Origin of the sequence: Hyphomicrobium sp. (assembly GCF_009026145.1) — a bacterium.
Taxonomy (GTDB): Bacteria; Pseudomonadota; Alphaproteobacteria; order Rhizobiales; family Hyphomicrobiaceae; genus Hyphomicrobium_A.
Window position 1 is genome coordinate 1 of the sequence record NZ_WBUE01000018.1, and the last position, 21,881, is coordinate 21,881.

The 21,881-nt window shown below is 66.6% G+C and carries 17 protein-coding genes; 7 read left to right on the forward strand and 10 right to left on the reverse strand.

Annotated features, from left to right (window positions below; all coding sequences use genetic code 11):
* Window positions 1-54 precede the first annotated feature (54 nt).
* Entirely contained in the window at window positions 55-1,563 is a 1,509-nt protein-coding gene (locus F9K20_RS13740; RefSeq protein ID WP_291002977.1) for a class I adenylate-forming enzyme family protein, read from the forward strand.
* 142 nt (window positions 1,564-1,705) lie between these two features.
* The gene (locus F9K20_RS13745) at window positions 1,706-2,056 is read left to right on the forward strand and encodes a hypothetical protein (protein ID WP_291002739.1); all 351 of its coding nucleotides are present in this window, start codon (window positions 1,706-1,708) and stop codon (window positions 2,054-2,056) included.
* Window positions 2,057-2,216: 160 nt separating this feature from the next.
* Here F9K20_RS13745 and mfd read toward each other — a convergent pair whose 3' ends face one another.
* Window positions 2,217-5,714: a transcription-repair coupling factor gene (mfd, locus tag F9K20_RS13750; protein ID WP_291002742.1), complete on the reverse strand. Its 3,498-nt coding sequence runs from the start codon at window positions 5,712-5,714 to the stop codon at window positions 2,217-2,219.
* Window positions 5,711-6,010, reverse strand: a complete 300-nt coding sequence (locus F9K20_RS13755; RefSeq protein ID WP_367115869.1) for a succinate dehydrogenase assembly factor 2 — start codon at window positions 6,008-6,010, stop codon at window positions 5,711-5,713. Before F9K20_RS13755 ends, mfd begins: the two co-directional genes overlap by 4 nt.
* Before the next feature lie 197 nt (window positions 6,011-6,207).
* Here F9K20_RS13755 and recG point away from each other — a divergent pair, with 197 nt between their 5' ends.
* Window positions 6,208-8,325, forward strand: coding sequence for an ATP-dependent DNA helicase RecG (recG, locus tag F9K20_RS13760; RefSeq protein WP_291002745.1), 2,118 nt, complete (start codon window positions 6,208-6,210; stop codon window positions 8,323-8,325).
* Between the two features lie 28 nt (window positions 8,326-8,353).
* On the opposite strand, the gene F9K20_RS13765 is transcribed toward recG, so the two are convergent.
* Window positions 8,354-9,376, reverse strand: a complete 1,023-nt coding sequence (locus F9K20_RS13765; protein ID WP_291002748.1) for a ParA family protein — start codon at window positions 9,374-9,376, stop codon at window positions 8,354-8,356.
* 152 nt (window positions 9,377-9,528) lie between these two features.
* Between F9K20_RS13765 and F9K20_RS13770 the strand changes: the two genes are divergently transcribed.
* From F9K20_RS13770 to F9K20_RS13780, 3 genes are read left to right on the forward strand one after another with little or no spacing between them, the layout of a single operon-like run.
* Window positions 9,529-10,032 (forward strand): DUF1801 domain-containing protein, encoded by a 504-nt coding sequence (locus F9K20_RS13770; protein ID WP_291002750.1) that lies wholly within the window; start codon window positions 9,529-9,531, stop codon window positions 10,030-10,032.
* Window positions 10,033-10,074: 42 nt separating this feature from the next.
* Window positions 10,075-10,917, forward strand: a complete 843-nt coding sequence (locus tag F9K20_RS13775; protein ID WP_291002753.1) for a hypothetical protein — start codon at window positions 10,075-10,077, stop codon at window positions 10,915-10,917.
* 43 nt (window positions 10,918-10,960) lie between these two features.
* Window positions 10,961-11,482: a DUF1801 domain-containing protein gene (locus F9K20_RS13780; protein WP_291002755.1), complete on the forward strand. Its 522-nt coding sequence runs from the start codon at window positions 10,961-10,963 to the stop codon at window positions 11,480-11,482.
* 18 nt (window positions 11,483-11,500) lie between these two features.
* Here the strand turns inward: F9K20_RS13780 and F9K20_RS13785 are convergent, their stop codons facing one another.
* The 4 genes from F9K20_RS13785 to glmU form a co-directional block, all read right to left on the reverse strand.
* Entirely contained in the window at window positions 11,501-12,295 is a 795-nt protein-coding gene (locus F9K20_RS13785) for a DUF502 domain-containing protein (protein ID WP_291002757.1), read from the reverse strand.
* Between the two features lie 161 nt (window positions 12,296-12,456).
* Window positions 12,457-13,626 (reverse strand): SPOR domain-containing protein, encoded by a 1,170-nt coding sequence (locus tag F9K20_RS13790; protein WP_291002760.1) that lies wholly within the window; start codon window positions 13,624-13,626, stop codon window positions 12,457-12,459.
* A 102-nt stretch (window positions 13,627-13,728) separates the two neighbouring features.
* Window positions 13,729-15,549, reverse strand: a complete 1,821-nt coding sequence (gene glmS / locus F9K20_RS13795; protein ID WP_291002763.1) for a glutamine--fructose-6-phosphate transaminase (isomerizing) — start codon at window positions 15,547-15,549, stop codon at window positions 13,729-13,731.
* 122 nt (window positions 15,550-15,671) lie between these two features.
* Window positions 15,672-17,030 (reverse strand): bifunctional UDP-N-acetylglucosamine diphosphorylase/glucosamine-1-phosphate N-acetyltransferase GlmU, encoded by a 1,359-nt coding sequence (glmU, locus tag F9K20_RS13800; RefSeq protein ID WP_291002766.1) that lies wholly within the window; start codon window positions 17,028-17,030, stop codon window positions 15,672-15,674.
* Between the two features lie 417 nt (window positions 17,031-17,447).
* Here glmU and F9K20_RS13805 point away from each other — a divergent pair, with 417 nt between their 5' ends.
* On the forward strand, window positions 17,448-18,233 hold the full coding sequence (locus F9K20_RS13805) for a hypothetical protein (RefSeq protein WP_291002769.1): 786 nt from the start codon (window positions 17,448-17,450) through the stop codon (window positions 18,231-18,233).
* Window positions 18,234-18,467: 234 nt separating this feature from the next.
* On the opposite strand, the gene F9K20_RS13810 is transcribed toward F9K20_RS13805, so the two are convergent.
* From F9K20_RS13810 to F9K20_RS13820, 3 genes are all read right to left on the reverse strand, one after another.
* Complete coding sequence (locus tag F9K20_RS13810) at window positions 18,468-19,268, reverse strand: neutral zinc metallopeptidase (RefSeq protein WP_291002772.1); 801 nt, start codon at window positions 19,266-19,268, stop codon at window positions 18,468-18,470.
* 68 nt (window positions 19,269-19,336) lie between these two features.
* Window positions 19,337-20,317 (reverse strand): neutral zinc metallopeptidase, encoded by a 981-nt coding sequence (locus tag F9K20_RS13815; protein ID WP_291002774.1) that lies wholly within the window; start codon window positions 20,315-20,317, stop codon window positions 19,337-19,339.
* 137 nt (window positions 20,318-20,454) lie between these two features.
* Window positions 20,455-21,855, reverse strand: a complete 1,401-nt coding sequence (locus F9K20_RS13820) for a malonyl-CoA decarboxylase family protein (RefSeq protein ID WP_291002778.1) — start codon at window positions 21,853-21,855, stop codon at window positions 20,455-20,457.
* Window positions 21,856-21,881: the final 26 nt, after the last annotated feature.

Sequence of the window (21,881 nt, forward strand, 5' to 3'; positions counted from 1 at the left end):
ACCCCTAACCCCTCCCCACCGGGGGGAGGGGAGTGCATTGGCGCCAAGTTCAACATGGCGGCCTACGCCATCGGCCGTGCGGCCGCGATGCGCCCTCAGCATCCCGCGTTGCTGGTCATGTCCGAGGCCGATGCAGCGCCCTCCGAGACGTGGACGTTCGCCGCGCTCGAGGACGCGGTGCTGCGCATCGCCGGGGGCCTCGAGGCGGCCGGTCTGACGCCCGGCGCGCGCATTCTCATTCGCCTGGAGAACACCAGCGCCTATGCGCTTCTGTTCTTCGGCGCCATCGCCGGCGGCTTCGTTCCGCTGCCGACGTCGGCGCAGCTCACCGCGCGCGAGGTGCGCTTTCTGCTCGCCGACAGCGGTGCCGAGGCGATCGCGCTCGGCGGCGATCTCTCCATGGGCGAGCGACCCGCCGGCGTGCGCGTCTTCGACGCCGACGACATCGCGCGCATGCTGCGCTCCGGCCCGCGCGCCGCTTACGCCGACACCGCGGCCGATGATCCGGCCTTTCTCATCTACACGTCGGGGACCACCGCTTCGCCCAAGGGCGTGCTGCACGCCCAGCGCTCGGCGTTCGGGCGTCGGCCAATGTATCAAGGCTGGTACGGCATCGGACCTAATGACCGCATGCTGCACGCCGGGGCCTTCAACTGGACCTTCACGCTCGGCACCGGCCTCACCGATCCGTGGGCCAATGGTGCGACGGCCGTCATCTATACCGGCGAGAAGGATCCCGCCGTGTGGCCGCGCCTCATCGCGCAGACGGGCGCGACGCTGTTCGCCGGCGTGCCGGGCGTCTACCGGCAGATGCTGAAGTACGCCAATGCCTCGCGCGGCGATCTCGGCGTGCTGCGCCACGGGCTGATGGCCGGGGAAGCGCCGCCGCCCGGACTGTTCGAGGACTGGGAGGCACGCACCGGGCGCCCGCTCTACGAGGCGCTCGGCATGAGCGAGATCTCGACCTACGTGTCGTCGGGGCCGGGCGTGCCCCGCAGGCCCGGGGCCGTCGGCAAGGCGCAACCGGGCCGACGCTTGGCCGTGCTGGCGCTCGAAGGCGGATCGGACCCGTTGCCGGCCGGCGAGGAAGGTCTGCTCGCCGTGCACCGCTCCGACCCGGGACTGATGCTCGGCTACTGGCGGCGCCCGGCCGAGGAGGCCCTCGTCTATCGCGGCGAGTGGTTCGTCGGCGGCGATCTCGCCGCCATCGACCCCGAGGGCTACGTGTTCCACCGCGGCCGTGCCAACGACCTGATGAAGGCGCTCGGCTATCGCGTGTCGCCGCTGGAGGTGGAGGCAGCGCTCGCCGAACACCCTTCAGTCGCCGAGGTCGCGTGCGCCGAGGTCCGCGTGCGCGCCGACGTCAGCGTCATCGCCGCATTCATCGTGCCGTGCGCCGGCGCACAAATCGACGCCAGCGACATCGAGCGCTTCGCCGCCGAGCGGCTCGCAGCCTACAAGCGCCCGCGCGCCATCGTCTTCGTCGAGGCGCTGCCGCGCACCGCCAATGGCAAGATCATGCGCTCCGCGCTGCGCCTCCCGGACGGTTTGTCCACAGGCTAGCGGCTGTGGCAGCGGCGCCGCGGCCGGGCTTTTTTAATCGCGCACTTTGCGCGCGCAGCAAAATAGAGTGGTAATGGCAGCAGTGCTGGCGTCCGGAGTTTTTCCGGGGCTGCCGACGTACAGCATTGAGTGGAGGCAAAGCATGCTTGACGAGCTGATCCAATACCTGGGCGCGCATCCTGGCGTCTTGACGGCGATGGGCATCACCGCGGTGCTGGCCGTCGTCGGGCTCTGGTACGTCGTCTCGCACCACCTGCAGGCGATCATGATCACGCTGCTCTCCGCCGCCGGCATCGGGTCGGGGCTGCTCGTCCTCTATCGCGGCTTCCGCACCGACATGAAGGACCTGATGGGCATCGGGCTGTTCCTCATCGTCATCTTCCCGATCATCTTCTGGCAGGCCGTCAAGCTGATCGAGCCCACCGAGCCCGAGGCGCGCACCGGCCGTCGCCCCACGCCCTCGCGCGCCTTCTTCAAGCGCAAGCTGAGCTGATCGCGGCGCTGTCATCCCGGCCAAGCGAGGATCAGCCGAGCGCGAGCCGGGACCCAGCTAAGAAGCGCGTAGCTCCTCATACGAGGCTTCGCCACACCTTACGCTGGATCTCGGATAGCGGCTTGCTGGCACTCGCCGCTTTCGGGATGACAGAGGTTTCTCACGCCGCCTTCTTGGCCTTGGCGGCGACGGCGGCGAGCTGGCCGATGAAGGCGCGCACGCCCTGCAAGCGCTCGGCCGGCAGATCCCATTCGGCGCGATAGACGAGCTTCTGGTCGGGCTGCACCTTGAGGTGGCCGCGCGAAGCCTGCACGAAGGCGACGAGCCCCTCGGGATTGGCGAACTCGTTCTTGTGCAAGCCGACGACGGCGCCGCGCGGGCCGGCGTCGACCTGCGCCACGCCCGCCTGCCGGCATAGCCCCTTGATCTCCATGACGTCCAAGAGGTGCTCGACCTCCTCGGGCAGCGGCCCGAAGCGGTCGAGCAGCTCGGCGGCGAAGCCATCGATCTCCTCGCGCGTCTCCAGGGTCGACAGGCGGCGGTAGAGCCCGAGGCGCAGTTGCAGGTCGGCGACGTAGGTCTCCGGGATGAGCACCGCGGTGCCGAGCGAGATGGTCGGGCTCCACTGCTCCGCCACCCCTTCGAGGTCGCCGCCCTTCATCGAGGCGACAGCCTCCTCCAGCATCGACTGATAGAGCTCGAAGCCGACCTCGCGGATGTGGCCAGACTGCTCCTCGCCGAGCAGGTTGCCGGCGCCGCGGATGTCGAGATCGTGCGAGGCGAGCGAGAAGCCGGCGCCGAGCGTGTCGAGCGACTGCAGAACTTTCAGCCGCTTGTCGGCACCCTCGGTGAGCGCCTTGCCGACCGGAATGGTGAAATACGCATAGGCGCGCGCCTTGGAGCGGCCGACGCGGCCGCGCAGCTGGTAGAGCTGCGCAAGGCCGAACATATCGGCGCGGTGCACGATGAGCGTGTTGGCGTTTGGCAGGTCGAGGCCGGATTCCACGATCGCCGTCGACAACAAGATGTCGTACTTGCCGTCGTAGAAGGCGGTCATGATGTCTTCCAGCTCGCCGGGGGCGAGCTGCCCGGTGGCGCGCGCGAAGGTCAGCTCCGGCACGGCCTCGCGCAGGAAGTCGGCGATCTCGTCGAGATCGGCGATGCGCGGGGCGACGTAGAAGCTCTGCCCGCCGCGGTAGCGCTCGCGGCGCAGCGCGTCGCGGATGATCATCGGATCGAACGGCGAGATGTAGGTGCGCACGGCGAGGCGGTCGACGGGCGGGGTCGTGATCAGCGACAGCTCGCGCACGCCGGTGAGCGCCAGTTGCAGCGTGCGCGGGATGGGCGTCGCCGACAGCGTGAGGACGTGCACGTCCTCTTTCAGCTTCTTCAGGCGCTCCTTGTGGCCGACGCCGAAGTGCTGCTCCTCGTCGATGATCAAGAGGCCGAGGCGCTTGAACTCGATCGTCTTGCCGAGCAACGCGTGGGTGCCGATGACGATGTCGATGGCGCCGCTCTTGAGCCCTTCCTTCACCTCGGCCAGCCCCTTGGCGCCGACGAGGCGCGAGGCCTGTGCGATGCGCACCGGCAAGCCCTTGAAGCGATCGGTGAAGGTCTTGAAGTGCTGGCGCGCGAGCAAGGTCGTCGGCACCACGACGGCGACCTGCAGGCCGTTCATGGCGGCGACGTACGCCGCGCGCAGCGCCACCTCCGTCTTGCCGAAGCCGACGTCGCCGCATACGAGGCGATCCATTGGCCGGCCGGCGGAGAGATCGCCGAGCACGGATTCGATGCTCGTGTCCTGGTCCTCGGTCTCCTCGTAGGGGAAGCGGGCGACGAACTCGTGGTAGGCGCCTTCCGGCGCGGCGACCGAGGGTGCCTCCTTCAATTGGCGCAGAGCCGCGATCTTGATCAGCTCGGAGGCGATCTCGCGTAGCCGCTTCTTGAGCCGCGCCTTGCGCGACTGCCAGGCGACGCCGCCGAGCTTGTCGAGCTGCGCGTCGGACTCGTCCGCTCCGTAGCGCGACAGGAGCTCGATGTTCTCGACCGGGAGGAAAAGCTTGTCGCCGCCGGCATAATGCAATTCGAGGCAGTCGTGCGGCGCCCCCAGCACGGTGATCGTCTTGAGGCCGGCGAAGCGGCCGATGCCGTGGTCGGCGTGCACGACGAGGTCACCGACGGAGAGGCTCGTGGCCTCGGTCAGGACGTCGACGGCCGAGCGCTGCTTGCGGCGCGGGCGCACGAGGCGGTCGCCGAGGATGTCCTGCTCGCCGATGACGACCAGCTCCGGCGTCTCGAAACCCTGCTCCATGCCGAGCACGCCGATGCCCGTCACGCCTCCCGGAAGCGCCAGCGCCTCGGCGTAGGACTCGACGCGCTTCACGTCCTTGAGGCCGTGGTCGGCGAGCAGTGTCGCGAGCCGCTCGCGCGCACCGGGCGTCCACGCAGTGACGATGACGCGGCGGTTCTCCCCCTGGATGCGGCGGATGTGCCCGACGACGGCATCGAACACGTTGACGTCGCCCTGCTGGCGCTCAGCGGCGAAGCTGCGCCCCCCACGGCCGCGCCAGGAGCGCACGTTCGGCGCTTCCAATTCCTCGAACGGCGTCAGGCGATAGGAGCGCCGCTCCGCTACCGCAGCGGCGAAGGCAGCGCGGCCGAGGAACATGCGCTCCGGCGGCACCGGCTTATAAGGGGGCCCGCCGAACTTCTGCTCCTCCAGCGCCTCCATGCGTGCATCGTAGTGCTCGGCGATCTGGTCGAAGCGACTTTCGGCCGACTCGTCGGCGCGATGATCGAAGCTCACCGGCACGCCGGGGAGATAATCGAACAGTGTCTCGAGGTGGTCGTGGAACAGCGGCAGCCAGTGCTCCTGGCCGGGATAGCGGTGTCCGGCGCTGACCGCCTCGTACAGCGGATCGTCGCCAGTGGCGCCGCCGAACAGCTCCACGTAGCGGGCGCGGAACAGCTTCTCGGCTTCCTCGCCGAAAGCGACCTCGCTCACCGGCATAAGCGCCAGCTTCTGCACCGGCTTGGTGGTGCGCTGCGTCTCGACGTCGAACGCCTTGATCGTCTCCAGCGTGTCGCCGAAGAAGTCGAGCCGCACCGGGCTCGCGCGCCCCGGGGGGAAGAGATCGAGGATGCCGCCGCGCACCGCGTACTCCCCCGGCTCCATGACGGTGCCGGATCGCGTGTAGCCCATCAGCGCCAGACGATGCGTGAGGCGCGCCATGTCGACGCGCTGACCGGGCGCCAGCGCCTTGAGCGTGCGCTTCATGAAGCTGCGCGCCGGCACGCGCTGCAGGACGGCGTTGACGGTCGTCAGCACGACGGTCGGATGCTTGCGCGTGGCCAGCGCCAGCTTGGCCAGCGTCGCCATGCGGCGGGCGACGATGTCGGAGTGCGGCCCGATGCGGTCGTAGGGCACCGTATCCCAGGCGGGGAAGGCTATGACGCGCACCTGCGGCGCGAAGAACGACAGCCCCTGCTCCAGGGCTTCGAGCCGGCGGTCGTCGCGCGCCACGTGCAAAAGCGTGCCCGGCGCCTTCTCGGCGGCGGCTTCACCCACCAGCTGGGCGAGCACGAGCGCGTCGAGCGCCTCCGGCACGCCGGAAATGATGCGCGCCGTGTGATCGTCCTCCCTCACGCGAGCCGTCATTTCGTCTCCAAACCTGCGTCGGGCGCCGCCGCCCCTAATCCGTGATGGGCGCGCAGCGCCGCGACCAACTCTGCAAACTCGCCCATATCAACTGCGTTTGAACCTTGCGCGAACCATTGGTTGAGCAGCGGATCGGGCAGCGCCAGCAAGCGCTCGAACGCCCCCAGCTCAGCGTCCGACATTCGCGCAAGATGCGCCTCCGCATAACGGCCCAGAATGATGTCCATCTCCTTGGTGCCCCGGTGGCACGCACGATAGGCCGCCCGCCGACGGCGCATCTCCAGGTCGTCACACATTGATGGTCCGCTCTCTTGGATAACCCCGCGCCGAGACTTGACGCCACGCGGGCGCACCGCCAACTTGCCGGGGCCGGGACGTTGATATAGCGCCCGTTTCTCATCGCGCAAAGGGCAGACGGGACGGGCGTCCCTTGGGCGCGACGCGACGCTTTCCCCGCGCCGTCCCGCCGATCTGTCGAGGCCTCAGGTAGCCCATGCGGCCCATCGAGCTGACGCCCCTCTTCGCCTCGCTGCAGTCCCTGTCCGGCATCGGGCCGCGGCTGCTCGTGTTGATGAAGAAGTGCGTCAACCTGCCCGCCGGCATCACCGAGCCGCGCGTGCTCGACCTTCTGTGGCATCTGCCGACCGGCGTCATCGACCGCCGGGCCGAGCCGGCCATCGCCGAGGCAGTCCCAGGCAGCATAGCAACGCTGAAGGTGCGCGTCCTCAAGCACAAGGCACCCCCGCGCGGCAACACCCGGGCGCCCTACAAGGTGCAGGTGGAGGACGACACGGGCAAGCTCGACCTCGTGTTCTTCCACGCCGAGCGCAAGTTCATCGAGCGGCAACTGCCAGTCGGCGAGGAACGCTACGTCTCGGGCCGCATCGAGCTTTATTCCGACAAGCTGCAGATGTCGCATCCCGACTACATCGTGCCGCCGGAAGCGCGCGGCGAACTGCCGATGCTGGAGCCGGTCTACCCACTCACCGCCGGGCTATCGGGCAAGATCGTGCAGAAGGCGACGCGGCAGGCGCTGGAGCGACTGCGCCCCGTCCCCGAGTGGCAGGAGGCGACCTGGATCAAATCGCGCGGATGGCCGACGTTCGGCGACGCGTTGCAGCGGTTGCACAAGCCGGCGGATGCGAGCGACGTCTCCCCGGCCGGAGCACCCTGGCAGCGGCTCGCCTACGACGAGCTGCTCGCCGGGCAGCTGGCGCTGGCGCTGGTGCGGCAGAACTTCAAGAGCCGCCCGGGGCGCAGCGTGAAGGGCGACGGACGCGTGCGCGCGCGCCTCGCCGACGCCCTCCCCTTTGCCCTGACCAACGCCCAGCGCGAGGCCATGCGCGAGATCGAGGCCGACATGGCGGCGCCGCGCCGCATGCTGCGGCTGCTGCAGGGCGACGTCGGCTCGGGCAAAACGGTCGTGGCGCTGCTCGCCATGGCCATCGCCGTCGAAGCCGGCGCGCAGGCGGCGCTGATGGCGCCCACCGAAGTGCTGGCGCGCCAGCACCTCGAAACCATCGCGCCGCTCGCCGACAAGGCGGATTTACGCATCGCACTGCTGACCGGGCGCGAGAAGGGGCGCGCCCGCAAGGACATCCTGGAGCGGCTGGCGAGCGGCGACATCGACATCATCATCGGCACGCACGCGCTGTTCCAGGCCGACGTCGTCTTCCGCGACCTCGCCTTCGCCGTCATCGACGAGCAGCACCGCTTCGGCGTGCACCAGCGGCTGTCGCTGCAGTCGAAGGGCAACGGCACCGGCACCGACGTCCTCGTCATGACGGCGACGCCGATCCCGCGCACCCTCGTCATGACGCACTACGGCGACCTGGATGTCTCACGCCTCACCGAGAAGCCGCCCGGCCGCAAGCCGGTGGTGACCAAGGCCATCCCCACCGACGCCATGGAGCGGCTGATCGAGCGCCTGCGCGCGCAGCTCGCCGAGGGGGCGCAGGTCTACTGGGTGTGCCCGCTGATCGAAAGCTCGGAGGCGTCGGAGCTGGCCGCCGCAGAGGAGCGGCACGCGCATCTCATCCAGCTCTTCGGCAAGGAGAGCGTCGGGCTGTTGCACGGCGGCATGCCGGACAAGGCCAAGGACGCCGCCATGGAGGCGTTCGCCTTGGGGCAGCTCAAGATCCTCGTCGCGACGACGGTGATCGAGGTGGGCGTCAACGTGCCGAATGCCAACATCATGGTCATCGAGCACGCCGAGCGCTTCGGCCTCGCGCAGCTGCACCAATTGCGCGGGCGCGTCGGGCGCGGAACGCGAGAGAGCTTCTGCATGCTGCTCTACAAAGCCCCGCTCGGCGAGACGGCGCGCCAGCGCCTCGAGATGATGGAAGCCACCGAGGACGGCTTCCTCATTGCCGAGAAGGACCTGGAGCTGCGCGGCGGCGGCGAGGTATTGGGTGCGCGCCAGAGCGGCATGCCGGGCTTCCGCGTCGCCGAGGTGCCGGGCTTCGAGGCCCTACTGACGGCGGCGCGCGATGACGCGCGCATGATCCTTACCGCCGATCCGATGCTGTCGAGCCCGCGCGGGCAGGCGCTGCGCACGCTGCTCTACATCTTCGAGTGCGACGAGGCCGTGCGCCTGTTCCGCGCCGCGTAATCGCGCCCTCAACTCCTACCGTCGCCTCCTACCACAGCTTCTTCGCGAGCGTGTCAATTATGTCCTGATTTACCTCGAGCTGGTCTCGATTAACTTGAACTCGCTGTGTCGCAACACTCAGGGTTCCAGATTTCATCGTTGAAAAAGGCGTGCCGCGCGCAAATGCGACAACTCCAGCCGTCTGGAAATCGCGGATTTCAAACATGCCATCCTCGATACGCTTGAATGTGAAGTACTCAGGATTCGTCTTATGGACGGCCTTCAAGTCGGATTGGATACCGTCCAATACCGCTGCGTACCCTTTAGCGGTCCTAACGTATTGGGTTAGTCTGTTCTTTGCCACTAGATGAATTTTCGGCGATGGTATTCCTGCGCTTTTCATGCGTGTATGAAAGTTGTGTTTTGCGTAGATTTCAGAGGGGAGCTTCATTCCGTATATTAGGCTTAGGGCATTCTGGATCCCCCTCCGCGATGAGTCGTCAGCCGTAACGGGCAGCACGAGCCTATGACACGCCGCAAGCGCAATTTGCGTGTACATTGAAAAACTAGGGTTCATGTCAACGAAGCAGTAGTCGAAGTTGTTGTCGCAGGCATCTACGAAATCTCTTAGCCAACTAGCCACCTTTGACCAACTATCCGTACCGGGAATCTGTGTATTCGCCAGCGTTGAAATCGCGTTTGATTGCAGTTCGAGAAGTGGATCACCGGCGAGCAAACGAATATTGTCGGGAATCTTTGAATTGAATTGCGACGGCGTCGAAATGAAACCGATCGGGTCAATGGAGCCGGAGTCGTAGGGCTTGGGAAGGCGATCTTGGAAGTAACCTCCCAATGATCGGCGAAATGTATCTCCGTGGAGACTCAAAAGGTTCTTGCCACCTTCGTTCTCCTGTCCGCCGAGGAATAGCTCGCTTAAATTTGCCTGAGGGCAGACGTCAAACACGAGGATGCGTCGTTTCGGGTCATGAACAGCAAAAGCGCAGATGGCCTGAAACGCTAAGCTCGTTTTTCCCGTTCCACCCTTATTATTCCAAAATCCAAGAACCTTCATCGCTGGGCTCCGTACAATATCTACATCATAAATGTAGCCCGGCGACATCGTAATGTCAAGTACCTACTCGCGCGTTGCGCAGTTGCGACGTCTTTGTGTGCGACGAGGCGGTGCGCCTGTTCCGCGCCGCGTGAGGAGTTCGGAGTGAGACAATGGCCGGCAAGGCGTCCAAGACGTCGGCAAGGATCGCAAGAAAGGCAGCCGCCAAACCGGTCGCGGCAAAGGCGAAGTCGAAACTCGGCAAGGCCGCGAAGCCGGTCCTGCTCGCAGGCGGCAACCCGCAGATCGCCAAGGGCTACGGCGACGCCCCGGTTGCGGCCTACATCACCGCCATGCCGGGCTGGAAGCGCGAGGTCGGGCGCCGCCTCGATGCCCTCATCGTGGCGACCGTCCCCGGCGTGCGCAAGGCGGTGAAATGGAACTCGCCCTTCTACGGCGTTGCGGACCAGGACCAGGGCTGGTTCCTCGCCTTCCATTGCTTCACCAAGTACGTGAAGGTGACTTTCTTCCGCGGCGCGTCGCTGCGTCCTGCTCCACTCGGCGCGTCGAAGCACAGGCAAGTGCGCTATCTCGACATCTACGAGGGCGGGCTCGACGAAGCCCAGTTCGTCGCCTGGGTGAAGCAAGCCAGCCAATTGCCCGGCGAACGCATGTGAGCGGGAGGCAGCGAGGTGCGTGCGTGGAGAGAGAACTGGACCATGACAAAGCAAACGCATCACATCGACTTCGACAAACTGAAAGACTTCGCGCACGTCGGCGTGCGCCGCGCCGTCATCTTCATGGGGCTCGGCCTCAATGCCGCACACCGCGAAGACTTTTTGGACTATGAGCTAAGCAAAATTCCCTCGAGCAGCGGCGAGCGGCGATTCCCCATCCAGTTCTTCCCGGAAGCGCTTCCTGCAGAGCGCGTGAACTACTTCAAGGCAGAGTTCGCTCGATGGATTCAAGATTGTTGCTTATGCGATCTCCTAGAGCATCATGCGCTCTTTCTCGACAAAATCCACCTTCACGCGCTTGTCGTCTATAGGTCGCTCGGTAAGCTCGTCGAAAAGGATGACCCAGAAAAGCTACACAACAAGTTTCGACATGAAGGCATCCCCGGTAAACACAAATCGCTGCATGAGCGATTTGGGATTGATCCGACGCACAGTGCCACCATTGACCAGCTATACGAGGCACGGAACGCGCTGACTCACGATTTCGGAGTCGTGCTTCCTAAGCGCTGCGACGCGAGCGGCAAATTTGTTTTGCGTTGGCCCAAGTTCACCTTCATCGGCATTGGCAACGAAACAGGAAAAGAGACGCCGCTAGCGGCCATGATCGGCGAACGAACCACGGAAGAGACCACAATTGCGCTTCGCGTCGAACAGCGCGAAACCACCTACAAACCAGGCGAACGCATTGAGGCCCGCACGGAAGATTTGGAAGAGGTCTTCCATTTCTTTGCGGGCTGGGCGATCCCTTCCACCCTCACGGCGTTCGTCGATTTCCTTGCAGCCAACGGCATTAAGCCGGAGAGCGCGAACACCTCCCCAGCATAAAAGCGCAAGGCCGTGCTCGAAGTGGCGCGGACCGCATACGACCATGAAGAAAGCGACGGCAACCACCATGAAGAAGAGCAAGAGTGGCTCGAAGGAGGGAAAGGCAGCGGACTCTCCCTCGCAGCTCATCGATGCGAGGATCGCGGCGCTGAGCGATTGGCGGGGCGAGACGCTGGCGCGGCTGCGCGCGCTCATCCAAGAGGCCGACCCCGAGGTCATCGAAGAGGTGAAATGGCGAAAGCCGTCGAACCCCATGGGCGTTCCGGTGTGGGAGCACGCCGGCATCATCTGCACCGGCGAGACCTATAAGGGTGTCGTGAAGCTCACTTTCGCCAAGGGCGCCGCGCTGGACGACCCTGCAGGCCTCTTCAACGCCAGCCTCGAAGGCAACGTGCGGCGCGCCATCGATATCCGCGAGGGCGACAAGATCGATGCCAAGGCGTTGAAGGCGCTCGTTCGCGCCGCCGTGGCCCTCAACACGGGAAAGCGCGCTGCCGTTCGACCAATACGGTCTCGGACTGGCCGCTCCCGAAAGACACCAAAGCGCGCTCGAAAAGCATCGTGAAACCGGCCGGGGTGCAGGCTATGGGGCCGGGCCACCGGTGATCTTCGGCTTGCGCCGCGCCTGCTCGGCGAGGTCGCGCAGCTTGGCTTGGCTCTCCGGCGTCACCATGCCGGCGGAGATGATCACCTTCGCCGCGTCCTCGATGTTCATGTCGAGGAACACCACGTTACGCCGCGGCAGGAAGCAGACGAAACCGGTGGGCGGCACGATGCCCGTCGGCATGAACACGGTGAGTAGATCCTCCTCCCCGCCCGGCATCACGGCGCCCACCTCGCCCGTCGTCTCGCCGGTGACGAACACGATCGACCACAGGCCCTTGGAGGGAAACTCGATCAGCCCGACTTTCTGGAAGGCCTGATTGGGCCCGGTGGCGCTGACCACGGATTCGAAGATCTGCTTCAGCGCGCTGTAGACGTTGCGCACGATCGGCATGCCGCCGAGCATCTGCTCGCCGAAGGAGATGAGCGTGCGCCCCAGCAAGTTGGCGGCGAGCGCGCCGATCAGCGTCAGCGCGATGATACCCACGACGAGCCCGAAGCCCGGGATGGGAAACGGCAGGTAGGTGTCCGGCAGATACGCCGTGGGCACGAACGGCTTGATCCACGCGTCGGTGACGTTGATGAACCACCACGCGAAGTAGATGGTGATGGTCACCGGCCCGACGATGACGAGGCCGGTGAGGAAGTAGTTGCGCAGTCGCGCACCGAGGTGCCAACCGCCGCCCGAGGGGTCCTCGCGCACGAGCTTGCGCAGGCCGGCGCGCAATTCGGCCGACGCTTCGTGCGGACCTCTGCGGGGATCGGCTGGGCTCATCGAAAATCCGGACGGATCTGTGGCCAACGAGTACGCGCCTCGCGCCGGGTGGATGTCGTCCTCGGCCGAGGTTGCCGGACTTTCCCACGGATTGCCCGCCGGCGTAAGGGCGCAGCATAGGCCCTACCGCCTAACGCTTCGGCAATGCCGGTGCCTTGACGCTATTGGGTGACAACCAGGCAGTCGAAGCCGTCGGCCCGCAGCGCGCCGCACAATTGCTCGGGCTCGTTGGCGCTGGCGTAGGGACCAAGGCGCACGCGGTAGAAAGTGCCCATGCTGCCGATGACGGATTCATCGACCACGGGCTGGCGCCCGCCGAGCTGGTCGCCATGGCGTCCGACCAAAAGACCTGCCAGCGCTTCGGCTTCCGAGCGCGAGCGGACAGCGGCAACCTGCAGGCGAAACTTGCCCGACGGCGCTGTTCGCGACTCGGGTTCAGGGCCGGGGGCGGGATTGCGCGGCGGCTCGGCGACGGAGGCAACCTGCGTGACGAAGGGCGAGGCGATCTCGGCAGCGCGTTTCGGCGCCGGAGCGGCGTTGGCAACGACCTCCGTCGTGCCGCCCCAACCCGCACTCGTCGACTCGGGCGGCGGCGCGTTGCCGGCGATCGATGCCGTGGTCGCGGGAGGCTCCTCCGCCTTGGGCTGGCTCGATGAGCCGCCGCCGAACAAGCTGGAAAAAAAGCCGCCAATGCCGCCGGAGCTCGATGGCGGCGTCGGCGCGGCGGCCGCATTCGAGACCGGAGCCGCAGGCGCGGGCGCCCCGCCCCCACCCGACATCGCCGTCTGCCAACCCGGCGGATCGTTGCTCTGCCCGGGCATCGCCGGCGCCTCGGCATAGGCCGACTGCGGCACCGGCGGTACGTCGCTGACGCCAGATTCGTTATAGGCGAGGGCGCGTGCCTTGATCGCATCGGCGCGCTCCGCCTCCGACAATCCGCCCTTGAGCCAAAGCGCGCTGGTCAGATCCGACACGGCAAAGCCGGGCTTGCCGAGCTTGCGAAACGTGAGCCCGCGGTAATAGAGCAGACGCGGCATCTGGCTGCTCGGCAGGCCACCGCGTATCGCGGCCTCGAAGGCGCGCAGCGCTTCCTCGTACTTGCCGACCCCGTAGGCTTTGATGCCGCCGTCGAAGGCCTGCTGCACGAGCGCTGCGCTCTTGCTCTTCTCGTCGGCCGCCGCGGCCGCGGGCGGCGAGCCCTGCTGCTCTTTCGGCGCAGCGGTCGATTTCTTGGGGCCGGACTGTTGCGTGGGGCCGTCGAACGCGGCGGCGGGCAAGGCGAGTGCCGCCGCTGCCGCTGCGAACATCAGATTGCGCAGAACGTCCCCCATCGTCTGACCAGAACTCCTGCTCCCACCGCCCCGTCCAGGCGGAACCGTAAGCCAAGCCCAATATAGAGGCAAATCCGGGGCCGCGCGGGCGCCGCTTTTCCCCTATTCGACCGTCACCGACTTGGCGAGATTGCGCGGCTGATCGACGTCAGTCCCCATCATCACGGCCGTATGGTAGGCGAGGAGTTGCACCGGCACGGCGTAAAGCAGGGGATTGGCGAATTCCGACGCCGTCGGCATGGCGATATGGGCGGCAACCTTGCAGCCGACCGCCTCCGGCGGCGCATCCGAGATGAGGATGATCTGGCCGCCCCGCGTGGCGACCTCCTGCATGTTGGAGACCGTCTTCTCGAACAGCTCATCCTGCGGGGCGACGACGATCACCGGCACGTTCTCGTCGATGAGCGCGATGGGGCCATGCTTCAGCTCGCCGGCGGCATAGCCTTCGGCGTGGATGTAGGAGATCTCCTTCAGCTTCAGCGCGCCTTCGAGCGCCAACGGATAGCTCGTACCGCGGCCGAGGTAGAGCACGTCGCGCGCCTTCGACAGCATGTGGGCGATGGCCTCGTACTGCTCCTCGTTGCGCAGAATGGTCGAGATGTGCCGCGGCACCTCGATGAGCGCCTGCACGAGCTTGCGCTCTTCCTCACGGCTCAGCAGGCCGCGAGCCCGCCCGAGGCCGAGCGCCAGGCAGGCGAGAACCGAGAGCTGGCAGGTGAAGGCCTTGGTCGAGGCGACGCCGATCTCGGGGCCGGCGAGCGTCGGCAGCACGACATCGGATTCACGCGCGATCGAGGAGGTGTGCACGTTGACGACCGCGGCGATGCGCTGGCCTTCCGCCTTGGCGTGGCGCAGCACCGCCAGCGTGTCGGCGGTCTCGCCGGATTGGGAGACGAACAGCGCCAGGCCGCCTTCGCTGAGCGGCGGCTCGCGGTAGCGCATCTCGGAAGCGACGTCGATCTCGACCGGAAGGCGGGCGTAGCGCTCGATCCAGTACTTGCCGACGAGGCCGGCGTAGTAGGCGGTGCCGCAGGCCGAGATGGTCGCGCGCGGCAGGCTCGCCGCATCGACGCCGAGATCGGGGATGGTGACAGTGGCTTCCGCCATGTCGATGTAGTTGGCGAGCGTGTGGCTGATCACCTCCGGCTGCTCGTGGATCTCTTTCGCCATGAAGTGGCGATGGTTGCCCTTGTCGACGAGCAGCGAGGAGGCCACCGACTTGATGAGCGGCCGCTCGACGCGCTTGCCGCTGCGGTCGAAGATCTCCACGCCGGAACGGCGCAGCACCGCCCAGTCGCCCTCATCGAGGTAGGTGATGGCGTCGGTGAAGGGGGCGAGGGCGATGGCATCCGAGCCGAGGTACATCTCGCCCGAGCCGTGACCGATGGCGAGCGGGCTGCCCTGGCGTGCAGCGATCATCAGATCGTCGTGGCCGGCAAAGATGATGGCGAGCGCGAAGGCGCCCTGCAGGCGCCCCAGCGCCTGGCGCACCGCCTCCTCGGGGCCGAGGCCCTTCGCCAGCTCGTCGGCGACGACGTGCACGATCGCCTCGGTGTCGGTGTCGCTCTCGAACACGTACCCCTTGGCACTGAGCTCGGCCTTGAGCTCGCGGAAGTTCTCGATGATGCCGTTGTGCACGACCGAGACCTGCCCGTTCATGTGCGGGTGCGCGTTGCGCTCGGTGGGACGGCCGTGCGTTGCCCAGCGCGTGTGGCCGATGCCGGTGCGGCCCAGAAGCGGCTCCTGCAGCAGCCGCCCCTCGAGGTTGCGCAGCTTACCCTCGGCGCGGCGGCGCTCGAGATGCCCGTTCTCCACGGTGGCGATGCCGGCCGAGTCGTAGCCGCGGTACTCCAGCCGACGCAGGGCGTCGACGAGGTCAGTGGCGACGGCCTTTTGCCCGATAATTCCGACGATGCCACACATCCGATCCGAATCCTTGAAGCTTGCCGCTATCATACTGCTAGCGGCTGCTTAATATGTCGCTCAAATCACAGTGTGTTGCTGCGACTTTCCGGCCTCGCGGCACCGAGTTGCCGGCTCAATTCCTAACCAGCTTTTGCCTTCCGTTTCGCCATCATGGCGCGGAACTTGGCCGCCCACCCCGGGCGCTCCTCCTGGCTGGAGCGTTCGAGCGCCAGCGCGTCGGCGGCGACGTTCTTGGTGATGACGCTCCCCGAGCCGATGTAGGCGCCGTCGCCGATCTTCACCGGTGCCACGAGCGAGGTGTTGGAGCCGACGAACGCCCCCTCGCCCACCTCGGTGCGGTGCTTGGCGAACCCATCGTAGTTGCAGAAGATCGTGCCCGCCCCGATGTTGGCGCCGGCACCCACCGAGCCGTCGCCGAGATAGGATAGGTGGTTGGCCTTGGCGCCGGCCCCCAACGTCACGTTCTTCACCTCGACGAAGTTGCCGACGTGCACATCGGTGCCGAGCACGGCGCCCGGACGCAGGCGCGCAAACGGGCCGATGCGCGCGTTCCTGCCGATGCGCGCGTGCTCGAAATGGCAATTGGCCTTGATCTCGGCGCCGTCCTCGACGGTGACGCCGGGACCGAAGAACACGTTCGGCTCGATGACGACGTCGCGGCCGATCTTGGTGTCGTACGACAGCCATACCGTTTCCGGCGCGATCAGCGTGGCGCCCTCGCGCATAGCGGCGAGGCGCGCGCGTCTCTGGAAGATCGCCTCGGCGGCGGCGAGCTGCTCGCGCGAGTTGACCCCCAGCACCTCGTCCTCGCTGCACGTCACGACGGCCGCGCGCGCTCCGCCGGCGCCGGCGACCTCGACCGCATCGGTCAGATAGAACTCGTTCTTCGCGTTCTTGTTGCCGATGCGGGATAGCACACCGAGGATGTCGCCGAGACGGAAAGCCATGACGCCGGAGTTGCACAGGCGCACGCGCCGCTCGTCCTCGCTGGCGTCCTTGTCCTCGCGGATGGCCCTCACCCATTTGCTGTTGTCGGTCAGCAGGCGGCCATAGCCGGCCGGATCGGTGGCCGTGAAGCCTAGAACGGCGATGCCGGCTCCATCATCCAGCGCCGCGCGCATGTCCTCGAGCGTAGAGGCGAGCAGGAGCGGGGTATCGGCGTAGAGCACGAGCACGTCGCCGGAATGCCCGGCGAGCGCCTCGCACGCCGCGAGCACGGCATCGGCCGTACCGCGCTGCTCCGCTTGCACGAACACGCGGGCGTGTGGGGCGTGGACCAAGGCCTCGGCGCGTACCGCCTCCATTCCGGGTCCGACGACGACGGCAAGCTTGTCGGCCTTCGTCTGCTGCGCGACCGCGAGCACGTGCCCGAGCATGGAGCGGCCGCCGACCTTGTGCAGCACCTTCGGCAGCGCCGACTTCATGCGCGTGCCTTGGCCGGCAGCAAGCACGACAACGAGCAATGGTGGGCGGCTCATCAAGCTCTCGTCTTTGCTTTGATTGACGATGACGTGTTCAGTAGCGGCGGCGACAACCGACCGGACGCACACGACGGGGGGACTGAGATCACCCGACAAGTCTATAGCGGCGGGTGGCACCGCCCAACAAGGCGGCTGCAGTGTGTCTGCACCTGTTGCTTTCCCCACTGTCGAGCATGTGGCGGCACAGGCACAGTACACGGAATCGGCCCCGCATTTTCAATGCGATGGCAGGGCCGCCCGCGCCGTCCACAGGCACCGCACTGCACGCTCCGGTGGCCACGTTGCCCGTTCGGGGCGACTCACGGACTCTCCGCTGCATGATTCCGAGGCAGGCGCGCCGGGATCGCAACGAGCCCGTCCAGCCTGCCCAATGCTCAGGCCCTGTGCCGCGTCAAAACCCGTGGAAGCAGCAGAATGTCCGCCCACTCGTCTATCGGCCCGGCGAGGCGCCGCACGTTTACACCTTACGTGTGGCTCTACCTGCTGGCCGCCATCATCGCCACGGCCTATCTCGTCTTTATCGGCGCGCGGCCGGATCTCGTCGCGATGTGGCGTGCCAAGCCGAACGACACGCAGGCAGCGCTGGTCGAGACGCAGCGCACCGTCGAGCGCGCCCTCGCCGATATCGATCCCTTGAAGCAGGGGCTCGGCGAGATGAAGATGGATGTCGCCAACGTGAAGGTCGGCATGCAGGAGGCGGCAGAGCGCGACCGCATCCTGCTCGAGAAGGTCGAGACGCTGGAGCGTGCTGCCGTGCAGGCGAGCGAGAAGGTGGCCGCCGCAGCCCCCGCGCAGCCGGCGGCGAAGAAGCAGGTCGTCGCCAAGGCTCCCGAGGCGACGGCAAACGCTGCTGCCGCAACGGCGGCGAAGCCGGCCACACCGACGGCGATCGAGACCGGCAGCATCGAGCACAAGAAGGCGGCGGCGCCGCCCAAGCCGACGCCGGTCGGGGTGCTGCTCGCGACGGGGCCATCGCTCGACTCGCTGCGCTTGAGCTGGACCATCCTCAATGACCGCCACGCCGCAACCGTGAAGTCGCTGCAGCCCCGCTACGTGGTGAGCGGTAAGGCGGACGAGCGCACCTATGGACTTGTCGCCGGCCCGCTCGAGACCATCGCCGACGCCAAGGCGGTGTGCAAGACGATGACCGACAACGGCATCCCGTGCGAGGTCAGCCAGTTCCGCGGCAACGCCTTCTAAGCTGCGCGACACAAGCGGAAGCAAGCTTAGCGTGCGGCTGTCGTTTTGCAGGGTGACAGCCGCGCCTAGGGCGCGGCGCGCCTTGCGCGCTGGCCCGCTTCGCGGGCGAAGATGTGTCGAGGTCTTCTTGGCCGCGAAGCGGCAAGGGCCCAAGGGGCCCCGCGCCTTAGGCGCGGTCCTCAGCTCGCGCGGTGCTCACCGCAAGCAAAGCCTCCCTCAGCTCGTGTCAGACTGCTAAGGCTCCTTCACGCCGAACGTGTCGCAAGCCTCTACGTCGCCGGTCTGCGCGCCACGCAGGAACCAGCGCGTGCGCTGCTCGGTGGTTCCATGCAGACCGGCGCGCCGCACGGTCGCCGGCGGCTGGCCGGCGAGAAGGGCGTCGTCGCCGATGTCGGAGAGCACGGCAAGCAGATCGGCACGGAACTGGTTCGAGGTCGCCCATGCCGGGCTGTCATGGATCCACACGCCGGCCAGGCAATCGGCCTGCAGCTCGAAGCGGCGGACGTGCTGATGTGCGTCGTCGGGTGCGGAGTAAATCGCCTGGCTCAGCACGTGGAAGCGCCCGTTGAGGTTCTGGATGTGGTGGCCGATCTCATGGCCGATGAGGAAGGAGATCCCCGCCTCGGCCTGCCGACCGAACTTGCTCATCAGTCGGTTGGCTGCGTCCGTTCCGACGAATACGGTGCGGTTCCCGCTGCAGTAGGCCGGCCCGTCGCCGGTGTAGAGGCCGTAGCAATTGTCGGGGGCGAGACGCGACACGAAGCGCACGTTGACGGCCGCCACCTCGATGGCGCGCTGCCCCATCAGGCGGCTCCAGGTGGCGACGGAATCATCCACCGCGCGAGCGACGATGGCGCGCAGCCGCAGCTCGGGAGGCGGCGATCCTGTCTCGCTGGGGTGGGAACCGGCAGGAATTTCAATCGCTTCGGATGGCTGCGCACCGGCGAGCTGACTTTGCATTGTGATAACGGAAATGGCGCCAACCCCTGACAGGGCTGCTGCGAGCGCGAAAAAGATCCACTTCCGTCCTTCCATGACGCAAAGCCTTTCGGCAGCATAAACTCCATTAAGCCAGCAACGGTTGCGCACCCCTTATCCGTCCCTCAAAGACTGCTCGTATTGAAGGTATCGCACTGGGCGACCTCCCCGCCCTCGAGCCCTCTCTTGAACCAGCGCACGCGCTGTGCGGAGCTGCCGTGGGTGAAGGCATCGGGCACCACCTGCCCCTGCGTGCGGCGCTGGATCATGTCGTCCCCGATCTGGCTCGCCGCGTTGAGCCCTTCCTCCACGTCACCCGGCTGCAGGCGGTTCTTCACTTGATCGTTGAGGTTCGCCCACACGCCGGCAAGGCAGTCGGCCTGCAGCTCCATGCGCACCTGCAGTGCGTTGGCGTCGGTCTCATCCGACTGCATCTTCAGCTCCTGCACCTTGTCGGCGATGCCGAGCAGCTTCTGCACGTGGTGGCCGACCTCGTGCGCGATGACATAGGCCTGCGCGAAGTCACCGGGCGCCTCGAAGCGGCGCTTCAACAAGTCGTAAAATGACAGGTCGATGTAGATCTTGCGGTCGAGCGGGCAATAGAACGGCCCCATCTGTGCCACGCCGGTGCCGCAGGCGGTGCGCGTCGCGCCGGTGAACAGCACCATCGCTGGCTCGGGGTAGCGTTTGCCGAATCCCGCGAACACTTGCGTCCATACGTCCTCGGTGTCGGCCAGCACTTGCGAGACGAACCGCTTCATGTCGTCCTCGGTGCGCACGCTGGTGCCGCCCGGCAGCCCGGGAATTTCCGGGCCGCGGCTCGCCTGCCGCCCGGGCGCCTTCGGCACCTCGGACTGCGGCATTTGCGGCACCTGCGGGTATTGCCCCTCGCTCAACAAGTCGAGCGGGTTGATGCCGAGCAACAGCATGATGACGCCGATGATCAGCAAGGTGCTGAGGCTGATGCCGCCGCCGCCGAGCGGAATCTGAATGCGCGTGCCTTCTGCACCACCGGGAAATCGACCCGGGAAGCGAAACATCGGTCCGCGCTCGCTGCGCCGATCCTCGACGTTTTGGCTCTCGCGATCCTGATCACCGTAGCGCATGGCGCATCTCCGATGTTTCAACGGAGCTCAAACCGAGGCATGGGCGACGTCCGTCGGCGTCACCGCGGAGCATATTGTGCCCGGGGAGGCCGAGGGGTGACAAGTGCCAGCCGACGTTGTGCCACCGGCCGGCCCGCTCAGCTATCGGCCTTCGCTGGCGCGGGAAGGGCCGGCGGTGCCTCGGAGGCGACGACCCGCGCCTTCGACTTGCCTTTCAGCAGGCTGCGCACCGCGCGCGAGCAGGCAACCACGCCGTTGTTGGCATAGTCCTCGTGGTTGCGTTCGATTTCCCGCGGGTCGTAGCGGTAATTGACCATCAACCCGCAGCCTTCGCGCAGGCTCTTTTCGGAGGTGTCGGCGAGAAAGTTGATGCGCTCGAGCCGGGCACCGTTGCCAAGGTGAAAGCGGGCGACGGGATCGACCGGGCGGCCGTCGGCACCTTTGGCGTTGAGGAAATAGTGGGCGGCAAGGGGCAGCAGCGCAGCTTCGATATCGGCGAGCTCGACGTCGCTGGCTTCCTCCGGCCAGCCCGTGCGCCGCATGGCAGCAAGCAGCGCGCGCGCCTCGCCAGCCATCGTCTCGTCTTCCTTTTCGGCCGCGGCGCGCTGCAGCCAGGCGGCGAACTGCGGCACAGGCGACAGGGTAACGAAATTCTTCAGGCTCGGCTTTTCGCGCGCCAGCTCCTCGACCACTTGCTTCAACAGGAAGTTGCCGAAGGTGATGCCCTTGAGCCCTTCTTGGCAGTTGGAGATCGAATAGAAGACTGCCGTAGTCGGCGGTTTGCCCATCGTCTCCGCGTGCGGCTCCTCGAGCACCTGCCCGATGGCCTCCGGCATGTCGCGCATCAGGGCAACCTCGACGAACACCAGCGGGTCATCGACGAGCGAGGGATGGAAGAAGGCGAAGCAGCGGCGGTCGGCCGGATCGAGGCGGCGGCGCAGATCGTCCCAGCCCTGGATCTCGTGCACGGCCTCGTAGCGGATGATCTTGTCGAGGATGGCCGCCGGGGTGTTCCAGTCGATGCGGCGCAGGACGAGGAAGCCGCGGTTGAACCACACGTAGAACAGGCGCCGCAGATCGGCGTCGACGGCAGCGAGATCGGCCTTGTCGGCGGGGATGCGCAAGAGATCACGGCGCATGGCGACGATCTCGGGCGTGGCGCCGGGAGCAAGATGCAGGCGGCGGAAGAACTCGATGCGCGGGCTCTCCAGCGCCTTCTGTAGCGTGGCGAGCGAGGCGGCCGATGGTGCATCGAGGTGCGCCTGCGCCGCCTCGGCGACGCGCGCGGCGTCGGGTTGCATGTCCGTCGCCAGGAAGCCAAAGAAGCGCAGCCGCTCCTCGGCGTCGAGCCGCGCGTAGCGATCGAGAAGCTCGCGAGCGATGGCGACGCCGGAGGCCTCGCCGCGACCGGAAACGAGTGCGCCGGCGAGCTCCTCGACATCCTCACCCGCATCGATGCCGAACAGCGACTTGGGCAAGAGCGAGCGTCCCTGCTCGGCGACCGAGCTCAGCAGCTCCTGGAGAAACGAAACGTTCAAAGCGTGGTCCTTCCGCCTGGGCCGAC

Bases quoted from the DNA above. Each gene is read 5' to 3' on its own strand.
- F9K20_RS13740 (WP_291002977.1), top strand. From the start codon at position 55: ATGGCGGCCTACGCCATCGGCCGTGCGGCCGCGATGCGCCCTCAGCAT.
- F9K20_RS13745 (WP_291002739.1), top strand. From the start codon at position 1,706: ATGCTTGACGAGCTGATCCAATACCTGGGCGCGCATCCTGGCGTCTTG.
- mfd (WP_291002742.1), bottom strand. From the start codon at position 5,714: ATGACGGCTCGCGTGAGGGAGGACGATCACACGGCGCGCATCATTTCC.
- F9K20_RS13755 (WP_367115869.1), bottom strand. From the start codon at position 6,010: ATGTGTGACGACCTGGAGATGCGCCGTCGGCGGGCGGCCTATCGTGCG.
- recG (WP_291002745.1), top strand. From the start codon at position 6,208: ATGCGGCCCATCGAGCTGACGCCCCTCTTCGCCTCGCTGCAGTCCCTG.
- F9K20_RS13765 (WP_291002748.1), bottom strand. From the start codon at position 9,376: ATGAAGGTTCTTGGATTTTGGAATAATAAGGGTGGAACGGGAAAAACG.
- F9K20_RS13770 (WP_291002750.1), top strand. From the start codon at position 9,529: ATGGCCGGCAAGGCGTCCAAGACGTCGGCAAGGATCGCAAGAAAGGCA.
- F9K20_RS13775 (WP_291002753.1), top strand. From the start codon at position 10,075: ATGACAAAGCAAACGCATCACATCGACTTCGACAAACTGAAAGACTTC.
- F9K20_RS13780 (WP_291002755.1), top strand. From the start codon at position 10,961: ATGAAGAAAGCGACGGCAACCACCATGAAGAAGAGCAAGAGTGGCTCG.
- F9K20_RS13785 (WP_291002757.1), bottom strand. From the start codon at position 12,295: ATGAGCCCAGCCGATCCCCGCAGAGGTCCGCACGAAGCGTCGGCCGAA.
- F9K20_RS13790 (WP_291002760.1), bottom strand. From the start codon at position 13,626: ATGGGGGACGTTCTGCGCAATCTGATGTTCGCAGCGGCAGCGGCGGCA.
- glmS (WP_291002763.1), bottom strand. From the start codon at position 15,549: ATGTGTGGCATCGTCGGAATTATCGGGCAAAAGGCCGTCGCCACTGAC.
- glmU (WP_291002766.1), bottom strand. From the start codon at position 17,030: ATGAGCCGCCCACCATTGCTCGTTGTCGTGCTTGCTGCCGGCCAAGGC.
- F9K20_RS13805 (WP_291002769.1), top strand. From the start codon at position 17,448: ATGTCCGCCCACTCGTCTATCGGCCCGGCGAGGCGCCGCACGTTTACA.
- F9K20_RS13810 (WP_291002772.1), bottom strand. From the start codon at position 19,268: ATGGAAGGACGGAAGTGGATCTTTTTCGCGCTCGCAGCAGCCCTGTCA.
- F9K20_RS13815 (WP_291002774.1), bottom strand. From the start codon at position 20,317: ATGCGCTACGGTGATCAGGATCGCGAGAGCCAAAACGTCGAGGATCGG.